This is a genomic window from Photobacterium sp. 53610, from assembly GCF_036409375.1.
Taxonomy (GTDB): domain Bacteria; phylum Pseudomonadota; class Gammaproteobacteria; order Enterobacterales; family Vibrionaceae; genus Photobacterium.
On sequence record NZ_JAXOFS010000001.1, the window covers coordinates 944,246 to 957,630 of the forward strand.

The 13,385-nt window shown below is 50.0% G+C and carries 9 protein-coding genes; 1 reads left to right on the forward strand and 8 read right to left on the reverse strand.

From position 1 onward, the window contains the following. Positions 1–230: 230 nt before the first annotated feature. The gene (locus SPK40_RS04325; protein WP_330959547.1) at positions 231–1,670 is read left to right on the forward strand and encodes a glyceraldehyde-3-phosphate dehydrogenase; all 1,440 of its coding nucleotides are present in this window, start codon (positions 231–233) and stop codon (positions 1,668–1,670) included. A gap of 164 nt (positions 1,671–1,834) precedes the next feature. On the opposite strand, the gene SPK40_RS04330 is transcribed toward SPK40_RS04325, so the two are convergent. From SPK40_RS04330 to SPK40_RS04365, 8 genes are all read right to left on the reverse strand, one after another. Then, entirely contained in the window at positions 1,835–2,035 is a 201-nt protein-coding gene (locus SPK40_RS04330; protein ID WP_330959548.1) for a hypothetical protein, read from the reverse strand. Positions 2,036–2,093: 58 nt separating this feature from the next. Further along, complete coding sequence (locus SPK40_RS04335) at positions 2,094–4,322, reverse strand: TonB-dependent receptor (protein WP_248140132.1); 2,229 nt, start codon at positions 4,320–4,322, stop codon at positions 2,094–2,096. A 162-nt stretch (positions 4,323–4,484) separates the two neighbouring features. After that, positions 4,485–5,801: a lysine N(6)-hydroxylase/L-ornithine N(5)-oxygenase family protein gene (locus SPK40_RS04340; protein ID WP_330959549.1), complete on the reverse strand. Its 1,317-nt coding sequence runs from the start codon at positions 5,799–5,801 to the stop codon at positions 4,485–4,487. Positions 5,802–5,811: 10 nt separating this feature from the next. After that, positions 5,812–7,566, reverse strand: a complete 1,755-nt coding sequence (locus tag SPK40_RS04345; protein ID WP_330959856.1) for an IucA/IucC family protein — start codon at positions 7,564–7,566, stop codon at positions 5,812–5,814. Next, positions 7,566–8,468: a GNAT family N-acetyltransferase gene (locus tag SPK40_RS04350; RefSeq protein ID WP_442957554.1), complete on the reverse strand. Its 903-nt coding sequence runs from the start codon at positions 8,466–8,468 to the stop codon at positions 7,566–7,568. The genes SPK40_RS04345 and SPK40_RS04350 overlap by 1 nt, the downstream gene beginning before the upstream one ends. A 19-nt stretch (positions 8,469–8,487) precedes the next feature. After that, positions 8,488–10,278 (reverse strand): IucA/IucC family protein, encoded by a 1,791-nt coding sequence (locus tag SPK40_RS04355; protein ID WP_330959551.1) that lies wholly within the window; start codon positions 10,276–10,278, stop codon positions 8,488–8,490. Between the two features lie 196 nt (positions 10,279–10,474). Beyond that, positions 10,475–12,478, reverse strand: a complete 2,004-nt coding sequence (gene fhuB / locus SPK40_RS04360; protein ID WP_330959552.1) for a Fe(3+)-hydroxamate ABC transporter permease FhuB — start codon at positions 12,476–12,478, stop codon at positions 10,475–10,477. Beyond that, complete coding sequence (locus SPK40_RS04365; protein WP_330959553.1) at positions 12,478–13,371, reverse strand: ABC transporter substrate-binding protein; 894 nt, start codon at positions 13,369–13,371, stop codon at positions 12,478–12,480. The genes fhuB and SPK40_RS04365 overlap by 1 nt, the downstream gene beginning before the upstream one ends. Positions 13,372–13,385 lie beyond the last annotated feature (14 nt).

A 13,385-nucleotide genomic window follows, 5' to 3' on the forward strand; every position in this document is an offset into this window, starting at 1 on the left:
ATAATCCGCTAAAAATAAGTAATTTCTGACATCACAGTTTTTTCAGCATATCCCACTGCGTTAATGATAAAGATCACAAGTTACAAAAGATCAGGATCACAATTACAAGCAATTAATTTTACTAGGATAATAATGTAACGACCGTTACAATCCCTGCCCATAAAAACGATAACAGTTCACAGGATAAATCCCTGTTTTTCTTCCCTATATGTGAAAGGTCCTAAGTAAAGATGAGTCCGGAAAAATACCTCCTCGACTGGCAAACCAGCCAAACAAATGCTGAATCCATCTCACCAATTCTTGGCCAGCTATACCGGCAAAAAGGCGTCGAAGTTCTGTTGTTCGGTCGTCAGATCGTCAATGCTTCTGTCATTGAACTGATTAAAGCCCACCGTATCGGTAAACGTTACACAGAAACAGAAATCTCGCCTTCCCTGACTCTGCCAATCATTGAAAAACTCAACCATCTGGACCTGTCCCCTTGCCGTATTGATGTTGGCCAACTGGCGAGCACTTACTGGAAAGAACACCAGGATGAAAATGGCCTGGATGATTTTCTGCAAGCGGCTCTGGCTGACTCACTGAGCAGCACAGAATCTTTGCAGTCACGCGATGTCGTGCTGTACGGTTTTGGCCGTATCGGCCGCCTGCTGGCGCGTCTGCTGATTGAAAAAAGCGGTGCAGGATATCCGCTGCGCTTACGTGCCATTGTGGTTCGCGGCGGTAAAAACGGTGACTTGGAAAAACGTGCCAGCCTGCTGCGTCGTGATTCAGTTCACGGCCAGTTCAACGGCAGCATCACCGTGGATGAAGAGCGCAAAGCGATCATTGTCAATGGTAACTACATTCAGGTTATCTATGCGAACAGCCCTGCAGAAGTGGATTACACCACTTACGGCATCAATAATGCGCTGATTGTTGATAACACCGGTATCTGGCGTGATGCTGCAGGCTTGAGCCAGCATCTGAAATGCCCGGGAGCTGCGAAAGTGCTGCTGACGGCGCCTGGCAAAGGTGAAATCAAGAACATCGTCTTTGGTGTGAATGAAACTGACATCCTGAGCGAAGATACAATTATCTCTGCGGCAAGCTGTACCACCAACGCAATTACCCCTGTCCTGAAAGCAGTCAATGACAAGTACGGCGTTCTGAACGGCCACATCGAAACCGTTCACTCTTACACCAATGACCAGAACCTGATTGACAACTTTCACTCCGGCGAGCGTCGCGGCCGTTCTGCGTCACTGAACATGGTTCTGACCTCAACAGGCGCAGCAAAAGCCGTTGCGAAAGCACTGCCTGCGCTGGCTGGTAAACTGACGGGTAACGCGATTCGCGTGCCGACCCCGAACGTTTCGATGGCTGTTGCAAACCTGAACCTGAACACTGATGTGTCTGCAGAAGAACTCAATATCTATCTGCGCAATGTTGCTCTGAATTCTGCCCTGTCAGGTCAGATTGATTACACTCAGTCCACTGAGATTGTCTCCAGCGATATCGTCGGTTCCCGCCATGCTGGTGTTGTAGACGGTGCTGCAACTATTGCTCAGGACAAGCGCTGCGTACTTTACATCTGGTATGACAATGAATTCGGTTACAGCTGCCAGGTCGTTCACTGTATGGAACAAATGATGGGTGTTCGCTATCAGACCTTCCCTGCACTGAAATAACGTATTCTACCTATAATAATTATTTCTCTTGCTGAACATTTGCCGCCCGGGATGAACTCACCCAGGCGGTTTTTTTATTCCTGTTTAAAAGAAACACTGCCTGATTACCCTGAAAAATCTGCCAAGATCTTTCTATATCTGCTGTCCTATTTAATCTGAGCTGTTCAAGCTGAGCTACCATCAAGAATATTTTCAATGTCTGGATTTCTTCCCTGTAAACCAGCATTTTCTGCAAGTATAAAATGCAGTGATGCTGGTTTGTAGCGAGAGACCAGCCACTGAATATCACCGCAACAAACCACCAGCTCGATTGATGAAAGAGAAAGAGCCTCAGCTTTACTGCTTTTTTGAAAATAGAAATACAAAAAAACCGCCCGGCATAACCGGGCGGTTCATTATTAAGACCTTCAAGTCGAACTGGCCTTAGAACTTCACCTGATAGTTCACAGTGTAAGTACGGCCACGGCCTTTGTAATCAAAGATTTCAGCTGGGCCATAGCTGGCATACAAACCTGATGCACGCTGTCCCCAAATCGTACTGTATTCACGATCCAACAGATTCTGAATACCAAAACCCAGGCTACCGACAGGCAACTGATAACTACCAACCAGATCCAGGGTGGTGTAACCGTAAATTTCTTTGCCTGCGTCATCCTTCAAATTAAATGTTGTCTGGCTTTGCAGTTTCAGTGCATAGCTATCTTCGAACCAAGCCAGCCATGCACCTGCTTTCGAAGAGCTCGCATAGTTAATGGATTGTTTTACCCAATCGTCATTCGCATTCTGCACTTCAGATTTAACCAGGTGTCCATTCACACCCGCTTGCCAAGCATCACTCAACCAGTAAGAAGCCTGACCTTCCCAACCATAGACACGCGTCTTATCATCAGAAATTTCAATATTCAGCGTCTTCTTATTGGCGCTGACTTTCTTATCAGATTGTGAGTAATAAACGGCTGTCTGGATATTCAGGTCGCCGCTGTCATGACGATAACCGACTTCATAACTGTTGGTTTTAATCCCAGACAACCTGGAATCATCCACATTGATGCTGCCAGTCAGATTGTAATGACCATTGGCATCAGGGCCAGAATACGTGCCGACACCGTAATATTTTGCTGGATCAGACAGATCAAAGCCCTGTGCGAAGTTAGCCCAAACCTGATCCGTATCAGTCAGGTGATAGATAGTGCCTAAGTTCAACAAGCCAATATCGTAATCTGTTTCACCGCCGGGAACCGGATCAGCAGAAGTACCCGTGCCATGCGCAATAGCAACCTGCGTACCGGTAGCAACAAAGTCATCTACTTTATTCTTCATATACTGGAAGCGATAACCACCTTCCACACTCCAGTTTTCGGTGATTGCATAATCCGCCTGAACGAAACCAGCAATAGAAGACACTTCGGTGCCCGGATAACGGCCAATCATAGACGCTTTCTTGTTCACCAGACCGCCAGAGTTATAGCTCGTCTGACGATCGAACAGCATCTGATTACTATCTAGCTTGTCGATGTAACCGTCGACACCATAAGTTAGCGTCAGGTTTTCCAGCGACTTGATCATCGCCGCACGCAGACTGATCACGTCCGTTTCCTGCTCAGATGCCGCTAAATAGGTACTATAGATGAAAGGAATAAAGCTCAAAGTTTCATGACGGTATGATGCCTGAACCAGTAACTCGTGGCCCAGGAAATCCGAATGAATGTAGTCTGCATTGAGCATCCAGCGTTCTGTTGAACCTTGGCGATCCGACTCAAACCCGTCCCGGACTTCAATCAGGCTCTTATCACCAGGATTACCGGTAATATTTTTATTTACACCAGCCAGATCCTGACCAAAGTAAATACCATACGGGCTGTCTTGCTCGCTGCTGTAGTATTGCGCCAGCAGATTGATGGTCTGAGTGTCTGTCGGCGTGATAGACAATGTACCCAATACATCAATGACTTCATTAAACTGAACAGAACCCTGAGTAATGTCCGGCACAACGATATCGCCATTCGCGTCGTAATAACCTTGGGTTTCGCCATAAACCACAGAGGCACGACCTTTCACCAGATCATTGCCACCGCTAACTGACTGAGCCAGTTTGTAATCGAAATCATCACTGCTGTTAAAGCCAGATGTGGTGTTGACATAACTTTCAAATTGCAATTCAGTGCTGTCTGCTTTCTTCGTGACGATGTTAATCACACCGCCCGTCGCGCCTGCACCATAGATTGACGTTGCACCTGAAAGAATTTCGATGCGATCAATATTGAACGGATCGATAGAATCTAACTGACGGCTGATCAGACGGGAAGAGTTCAGAGAAACACCGTCAATCATGACCAGCATCGGACGACCACGCAGGTTTTGTCCGTAGTTAGTCCGGCCCTGGCTGCTGACATCCATTGACGGCACGGCTGCGGCAAGAATCTCACCCAGGTTTTTACCGCCCCGATATTCCTGTTCGATTTGCGCGCTGTCGACATACCAGACAGTGCCCGGAATATCGCTGATCGCTTTTGGTGCGCGGCTGGATACCACGACCATTTTCTCTTCGGTTGTCTTGTAGTCTTGAGCAAATACTGAACTGGAAACAAACGCTGAAGCAGCCACCGCAGCGGCCACTGTCGTCAATTGAAACATCCCTTTTTTCACTGCCATTGTAATCACTTTATATTTTTAGATAAGGTTTAAACAAATAAGTTTGATAATAATACTCATTTGCCACTTTATTTCCATATCTGACGTTAAAAAAGTTCAATTTATTTGTATGTTTTTAAGGCCTTATCTTTTATATGGTTATCAATAAGGCCTAAGCGTTTCTTAAGACGCTTTGGCATACTCAGTCACCAGGCTTTCTGTCACCCACTCAATCATGCCCTTGTCGCTGCCGATATCGAATACCGGTTTCTGGCAAAGCTGGTTGATGATTCGTGCGCTTCGCCACGCCATCAAACTCAGTTGAGGTTCTGCAATACCGTGGCTGTGCATACCGGCATTCACAGCAAAAATCTTGTTTTTCGCGCTGCCTTCCCACTTCAGTTCAAAGTTTTCCGTCATGCCATAGCGGCCATTTTCATCCAGTTCCAGCAGCGGCATGATGGATTTCAGGCACTGCGGGTATGGCGCACTAAAACCGGTAGCCAGAATGATAATGTCGGCTTCGTGCATTTCTGCCTGCTGACTCAGGGCATTCAATGCCTGAACAGAGAAACCACCCGCATGACTCTCCAGTGCACTCATGGAACGATGCGGCAGCAGACGCACCCACTTATCTTCTTTCAGAACATCAAATCTGTGGTAAAGCTCGCGGTAAATCGACAGTAACGCAGCTTGCGTAATGCCATCTGACGTCAGTTTTTGTGCGTCAATTTCTGACCGCTTCACAGAAGTATCTAATCCCACGAAAGTCTCGACGTACTCCGGCGTGAAAAACTCATTGGTGAAAGCAGCTTCATCCAGCGGCTGGAAGTTTGAGCGGCGAGACAGCCAATCCAGGCTTTTCACTTTGCCCCACTTACCGTTCAGGACATTCAGGAAGATATCGGCGCCACTCTGACCACCGCCGACAATCATCACGCGTTTGCCGGTAAAGTCGCGTTCGCGCAAACCCATTTCCGCAGCATGGAACACTTTGTCACTGATGTGTGGCTTCGCGCATTCAGGAATCGATGGCACTTTCCCGGTACCAATACACAGGTTTTTTGCCAGATACGATCCCTGACTGGTCTGAATTTCGAACGCTTCTCCGGTGTACTCAATGTGCTCTACGCGAGAATCGAATTGAACATTCGACAATTGATGGGCTGCCCAGGCCAGGTAATCAGAGAACTCATGACGGCTGATACAATTCAGTTCGGCAGACAGGAAACGGTAAAACTTCTTCTGACTCACAAGATATGACAGGAAAGAATACGGACTTTGCGGATTCACCGCAGTCACCAGATCTTTCAGGAACATGGTCTGCATATTGGTGTTTTCCAGCAGCAGTCCCGGATGCCATGAGAATGATTCACGACCTTCGAAAAAGCAGGTATTCAGATGCGTATTTGTCTCCAGCAGTGCCGCGACACTCAGGTTAAACGGCCCGACACCCACACCCGCCAGATCCAGACATTCTTTGTGATTATTCAGTTCCATGGTTCATTCCTTATTGTTCTTGGGCCAAAAATAGAGGGTTATCCAGCATGTCATCCATGTCCGGCAACATACGGGAAGCACTGCTGTCGGTGCTGTGTCTGAACTTTGCCAGATTCAGACCGATACGCAGGATACGCGGCTTAAACAGATCCAGTCGTTCAAACCGTTCTGCAAGTTCTGGGTGCTGGTTGATATGAGACTGAATCCGGTCACCCAGCAAGCGATAGAATTGCTGCTCGGTGAAACCAAGTTTTTCTACCAGTGGAGAGATAAACCGCAGCACAGTCACAAAGTGGCCTGTCTGAAGATCGTGAATAATCAGTTCTTCCGGCAGACGAACGGTGGCGGCTTTCACTTGCGGATGCAGTGATGCCTGCTCCGGCAATTCCCTTTCCACCAAGCGCATATCACCCTGGAAATCTTTCAGCAGAATGCGTTTCGGGGCATGATTTTCCATCACAATCGTAATGTTCTGACCATGCGCAATCAGCGAAACACCATATTTGGTCAGTAAGTGGTAGAACGGGATCACCACAGCATCAAACAGACGGGTCAGCCATGCTTCCGCAGAGAGTCCGGACGCCGCAATGTACTCACCAATCAGCGGATTCCCCTGTGAATCCGACTCCATCAGGGCTGCCATCAGAATGGCTGACTCGTTTTCTTTGAGTTTGGAAGCCAGCGATTCACGCCAGATCACACCCAGCAGTTCATGGTAACGGTAAGGCGCTTTTTCCAGTTGCCGGTAATCCGCCTGAGCGGCATAAGCCGATGCCGGTTCCTGCAATACTTCAGCACCTTTGCTGACCAGTAGCGGATCCGTTTGGAAGACCTGATCAATCCAGTCAGACGCCAGTGGCCCCGCCAGAATATAACGCCCCGGAATCCCGCGATAACAGGAAGTATTCATGATGGTTAGTGGCAATTTGATGTCATACCCCTGAGGGCGGGATACATTGCTCAGCGTCCGAATCGAGAGCTGCGGCAGGAAATAATCCCCGAACTCCCCCAAATAAAGCAGCGCTTTCTCCGCGATTTCACGAATAAACAGCAGAGAGAGCTTCTGAGACCATTGCCACGGGTGAACCGGGATCAGGGTATAGTCCTGCGGATTCACTTCAAACGCACTGAATGCCTGAGCCAGTTTTTCCTGCTCAACTTCAGTCATGGCTGAATCAATCAACTGCTCCCAGCGCGTCGTTTCATTGGTCGACTGCTGTAAAACAGACTGATGAACAGCCACCCAGCCCAGTTGAAATGCACGCTGTGATTCTGGCGCGTACAAATCCAGATCGTCGCTACCCCATCCTCTGCGGCCTTTATTGAAGGCGAATTTCGGATGACCGTTGAAATAAGTCTGCTGCAATTCACAACTCAGATTTGCCAGATCCTTGGCGGTCATGGCCTGCTTTTTCACGGCCAGTTTGCAATCACCCAGTAAAGTCGCATTCAGATCTTCAAAGTGTTCCGCCATGGCTTCATCCGGCATATTCAGCAATTGCTGAATATCCATCATGAACTGAGTTGCCAGTACCGGTTCGGTTGCAGGGAAACGGGTGACCGATTCAGGTTCAATAACAATCTGTCCCCAGATATTCGCTTTCCCCCGGAATTGGTAGCTGACACCTTCATCCAGATTCAGCACAAAGCCCTGTGCCGTCTCTTCAAAGCGGAATGCCTGCTCGTATGCAAATTCACTGATCATTTTCGCCACAATCGCCCGGTTCGCCTGCGGCCAGTGTTGTTGTAGTGCCTGCTGAATCATCACCACTGCTCTCCAAAGAATGCGCCGCGCTCCAGCATCAGAAGTGCCGAACGTTTGTGCGGGAAGTTGAACTCAAACAGCTTCCGGTAGCCGACGGCCTCAATACGGTTAAACAAGCGCTGGTTATCCGCACGGGGCTCCAGAACAATTCGGGTTGTACGCACATCATCAATGAACAGGTAATGGCTGATCGCACGCATCCAGCAGTTGAAAAAGCGCGGACCACGGAACTGTTCCTCACCCACAAGCAGGTGAATGCCCCGGTCATACGGCTGCACATCATAGTAAGGTGCCAGCCGGTCTTCGCTCACCCAGTAGGCTTCGATATAACCAAAGGCTTCTCCATTGAACTCACCAATCAGCGGAATAATATGCGGATCGTTCAGGCGCGATTGTGCGAACTCAGCCAGTTTTTCTTTGCTCCATGCCTGCTCCCAGAAGTGTGCAACCCGCGGATCATTCATCCAGCGGACAAACACATCCAAATCTCTTTCCATATCAAAGACCCGGAAAGACACTTCTGCATCGGCCTGATGGTCAAACCGCTTATAAACCGTCCCGGCCGGCATTTCGGGACGCATCGGATGGTGGCGATGCTGATTGTTCGACTGCACTTCAACAAACGGGAACCGGCTCGAAGGTGTATGCAGATGCCATTGCTCCGGCATCTGATAAAACACCGATTTGTACAGTAGATTGCCTTCACACAACGGCAGGATCGCCGACAACTGAGCCTGCAAATCCTGCGGTGCTTCCAGCAGGAAACGATCACGTTCCGGCTGGTGACTGAACTCAGCGTCCAGATCGTTCATCAGTTGTGCTAATGCCTGAGGATTCTCCAGATCATGCGCCGACAATGTCAGCTGCAGGCTGTGCAATTTCTCCTGTCCTAGTTCTTCCATGACCTGAAATGTTTTTGCCTTAAACATGGATCGCTTCCTTTACGTTGATCAGTGGGTTTGGCAGGTCAAAATAAATCACCGCCGGATCCGGAATAGAGTTTTCATTGAAATTCTGCAGATAGCAGAAGAAGTTCCCTTTACAGCACAGGCCTTCATCATTCAGAACATAATCAAGACAGGCAGAATCGCGAACACCCCCTGCTTTCAGCGCTTCTAGTTGTTCGCGCAGAATGGCAACCAGTGCCATTTCGTCCACACCGGTACCGGCACAGATCGAACCAATCACGTTAAAGGTTGAATTGATGATCAGGTAGTAAGCGAAATAACGGCGGACTTTATCCTGATTCCAGTAGTTTTCGATATCCTGTCTGGTTTTATTGATCGAAACATCGTTCAGGGAATCAGCAAATCGCTCAAACGCCAGATCGGTATAGCCAGTTCCCTGACAATCGCGGTAATACATACCCACCGGGAAACCGTTTTTCAGTTGCATCACGATATTCTGCTGATGCGCCAGAAACACCACACCGTAGTTTGCCTGAAGGTCAAACAGTGAAACGACACTGTGCTGACAGTAAGCGCTGAACCAGTCTTTGGCTGCCCGCTCTAAACTGATGCCCTGGCCTGCAGCATAATCAGACACACGTTTTGCCAGCAGACTTTGTCCGCCAAACGGGTTCTGCTGTGCCAGTGTTGCCAGCACCACAGCCTCTTCATCGGCCTTGGCAGCCAGCGGGTTATCGCGGAAAGCAACCAGAGATTCATCAATGGCTTTGCCGTTTTTGTCCACCAGTCCCAGATAAGCCGGTTCCTGCATCAGCTGAAACCCCTGGCCGTTGCCCAGCACCTGCTGAATGTCTGTATCAGCAAACAGCTGATTCAGGCGGGTACCGCGAATCACTTCTTTCACCGACAGGTTGCGGATGGAGTTGGTCAGTTTGACGCTCAGGGAGAACTTCAGCATATAAGGCAATGCTGGCGCGTACAGAGATCGCGTAGAAGACGTCGGGTACCAGTCACTGCCAGCTTCACCCAGATCCTTGATCAGACCCTGTTCAAGATATTCGATCACATCAGGATACTGACTGAACACCTGCCACTGCCACGGGTGAGCCGGTAAAAGCACCTGATTTTCAGTTAGCTGGGAGACCAGCGCATTATCGAAAGCCGAATCTGCCTGCAGCAACTCTGCCATACGTTCAATCACAGTTTTATCTGCAGAACTGCCGGACACCAGAATTGATTTATCAACGGCCAGCCACCGCAGCGGGAAATGACTGCCAAATTCAGGAGAAAACTTCTTCGCATCTTCAGCGCTGAACTGTTCACGGCTTTTCGGTGCCGGATGGAATGAATGACCGATCAGCAATCCCTGCTCAGCCTGCTGGAAATTCAGCGCCTGATTAAACAGCGTTTCACCATACGGGCTCTGACTGACTGCACTGTAGGTGTTGAAATGACTTTCAAGCACACGATTCGTGAAAATCTGTTTCTGCTCTTCCGTCACCAGGCCTGCCAGAGACGGCTCTTCAAGAATGCGGGTAACCAGCTCCGGGTAGCTGAATGTGACTGACGTATCGCCCTCCAGAAAGGCAGGGAACTGATACTCGTGAACACCCAGAGAAGAAAAGTAACGCAATGGAATACGAATCCGTTCCTGATTCGCAAACGGGATCAGATAGCTGGTCCCCTGCTCGTCTTTCTCAAACTGAATCGCCGGACATTCCCGGGCAAGGGCATTGAAAAAACACGCCGCTGCAACATCATGTTGACCCGCTGGCGTAACAAAAGCGTGGTTCTGCGTTTCCATAGTTAACTCATTGCATCTGATAATTGCGTCAAATGCTAATGATTCTCATAAACATAATCAATAGCCTTTTGTTAATTCTTCTTTAAATAGTGAATATTTGATGTAAGTCAGTGGTGTGATTCCGTTACATTGCATAAAAAAAAGCCAGCGACAAAATCGCTGGCTGAAAAATTTATGCGCAGATATGGCCTGCCGGTTACTTTCTCATCAGATACAGGAAATAACCGCCGCCGATGACAGACGCTAACAATCCTGCGGGAAATTGCCACGGAAACCAGAGGTTTCGTCCAATCCAGTCCGCAATCACCATCAGGCACCCGCCAAGCAGTGATGCGACGATCAACTGCCTGCGTGCTGAGTACTGATTCAGCGTGCGCGCCATATGTGGCGCAAGCAAGCCGACGAAGCTCAGCGGACCAATCACAATTGTGCAGAGGGTCGTCAGGGCTGCAACCAACAGCAACAGGGCTTGTCGGACCCGCCTGCAATCCAAACCGACACTGGTGGCACTGACTTCACCTAACCCAATCAGATCAATCCACCGACTGAGTGACAGGGTCACAATCAACAAGATCCCGACACCGACGGCCAACAGCCCCACATCCTGCACTGACACCAGATATGTGGAACCAGAAAGCCAGGTCAACAGCGCCCGGACGTTGTCCTGTCCTGAAGACATCGCTATCCGCAAAAAGGCATCCAGACCCGCACTAAGTGCGATTCCCGTCAGCAAGGTCTGTGTCGGTGCAAACTGATGTTTCTTGCCCATCAGCCAGATCACCCCGGTCGCAAGCATGGCACCTGCCGTCCCCAGCAACACCTGCTCATGGCGCTCTACGGAAACACCCAGCAATGCGCCAATCACTAATGCCAGCGCCGCACCTGAGCTGATCCCCAAGACTTCCGGGCTGGCCATCGGATTGGTTGTAACACGCTGAATCATCGTTCCGGCCAGTGCCAGCCCAATCCCGGCAAGCAGAGCGACCAGCACCCGGGGAAAACGGTATTCCCAGATATGCACAGACAGCGAAAAAGCCCAGCCCTGCTGACTTTGACCCACCGTCACCGCCAGGACGAAACAAACCAGCACGACCACAGTTAAAGGCCAAACCGTTTTTCTGAAGTTACGATGATGATAATGCGGTACGCCTTCTTCCCGGGCACGCAGCTCTGATTGCAGGGTCTTTCGCCTCAAGAGCCAGAGTAAAAAAGGCGCGCCAATCAGCGCCGTCATCGCCCCGGTCGGCAGCATTTCCCCGCCAACGCCGGAAAATGGCTGGATCAGTAAATCGGCAAACAACAGCATCAATGCACCAACCAGCCCGCTGTTCAGCAGATGCCGGTACAACTTGCGTGTCCCCATCATGCGGGCAATCGCCGGCGCAACAATCCCGACAAAACCAATCAATCCGACTTCACTCACCACACTGGCTGTCATGAAGATAGCCAACCCGAGGCAAAGCACCTTGATTTGTTTCACATTCACGCCCAGCGATTTGGCAACGCCCTCACCAAGCTGCAAAGATGCAAGCGGGCGCTGCAACAACAGCAAAACGGCCAGCGGTATCAGCGTCATCGGTAGTAATGCCTGAACGGTTGCCCAGCCATTCTGATTCAATGTTCCCGCCCCCCAGACAAAAACTGAAGACAGCTTCTGCTCATGCAACAGCAGCAACATCGTATTGATGGAACCGAAGAACAGGCTGATGACCATGCCCGCCAGCACCATATGTACCGGAGCAAACCCGCGTTTTGCCGAGAGCAGAAACACAAGTGCCGTTGCAAAAGCACCCCCCAGAAATGCAGGAACGAAAGACGACACCGAGACAGACGCTGGTAACAGCAATATCCCCAGCACCATCCCCAGTTCAGCACCGGAAGCCACCCCCAGTGTGGTGGGCGATGCGATTGGGTTGCGCAGAACGAACTGCATCACAGCCCCCGCAATCGCCAGAGAAAAACCACAGAGAATCGCCACAGTCAGACGCGGCAGATAAGTCAGATGCACAATCAGATGCTGATAATTCGCCGGATCATAGTGGAACAAGGTCTGCCAGAGCAGCGGCAGCCCCTGCGCATAGGGAACCGTCCAATTGATCAGAGAACCCACGACGGCAATCAGGATTGCAAAAATGAAAAACGACCGGGCTGTCTGGCCCGATCGTGCGAAAGGATTGATTGATGAAACTTGGGACTGCATTAGTTCTGTATCAGTTGCTGGGTAATATGATCGCTGAAACGCTGAGCGGAAATCAGGCCGCCAAAGGTCCAGATAGCCGGTAATTCATAAACTGAATCCGAACGGGTAAAAGCCATCGCCTGCCAGAGGGGTGAAGTCGTCAGTTTCTGGCGTTCTTCGGCCTTTAGCGGGCCAAAGATCATCACGTTACTGGACTGGTGTTCCGCCATTTTTTCAATGCCTGCCGTCGTGAAGCCCCATAAGTTGGTCGGTTCACGCCAGTCATTTTTCAGCCCCATGGCAGCGATCGTGTCCTGAGCCAGAGAGCCTTCACTATGAATGCGCAACGTTTTATCGTTAATAAAACGCACAAACATCAAGGGATTCCGTCCAGTAGCAGATGCCAGCACTTTTTCACCATTTTGTTTCAGGCGCGCTGTCGTTGCTTCAATCACGGCTTTCGCTTGAGCTTCCTGATTCAGCACCTGACCTAACTGCTCGGTCACCGACACCGCATTTGCCATTGGTGTCTTGCTCTCGCTGTAAATGGAATACACCAGGGTTGGCGCAATGGCGCTGAGCTGCTGATAAACCGGGCCCATGTGTTTACTGATCAGAATCAGATCCGGCTTCATTTCCGCCAGCAATTCAAGATTCGGCTCCCGGCGGGAGCCGACATTCACCGCAGATTCAGGAAGCTTGGGCTCGCCAACCCAGGTACGATATCCGTCCTCGTCCGCAACCCCTTCCGGCGTTACCCCCAGGCTCAACACGGTTTCTGTGAGTGCCCAGTCCAGCGCGACCACTTTCTTCGGGGTTTCTGTCAGTTCCGTTTCGCCCAGCTCATGCTTCACTATCATTGCCTGACCCGGCAAGGCCAGTGCGGCCAAAAGAAATGCGATCAGTTTCTTCACAATCTTTCCCTGTA

What these genes read in the sequence shown, in the direction of transcription:
- SPK40_RS04340 (WP_330959549.1), bottom strand. Translation starts at nt 5,801, where the DNA reads ATGGAACTGAATAATCACAAAGAATGTCTGGATCTGGCGGGTGTGGGT.
- SPK40_RS04350 (WP_442957554.1), bottom strand. Translation starts at nt 8,468, where the DNA reads ATGGAAGAACTAGGACAGGAGAAATTGCACAGCCTGCAGCTGACATTG.
- SPK40_RS04355 (WP_330959551.1), bottom strand. Translation starts at nt 10,278, where the DNA reads ATGGAAACGCAGAACCACGCTTTTGTTACGCCAGCGGGTCAACATGAT.
- fhuB (WP_330959552.1), bottom strand. Translation starts at nt 12,478, where the DNA reads ATGCAGTCCCAAGTTTCATCAATCAATCCTTTCGCACGATCGGGCCAG.
- SPK40_RS04335 (WP_248140132.1), bottom strand. Translation starts at nt 4,322, where the DNA reads ATGGCAGTGAAAAAAGGGATGTTTCAATTGACGACAGTGGCCGCTGCG.
- SPK40_RS04345 (WP_330959856.1), bottom strand. Translation starts at nt 7,566, where the DNA reads ATGATTCAGCAGGCACTACAACAACACTGGCCGCAGGCGAACCGGGCG.
- SPK40_RS04325 (WP_330959547.1), top strand. Translation starts at nt 231, where the DNA reads ATGAGTCCGGAAAAATACCTCCTCGACTGGCAAACCAGCCAAACAAAT.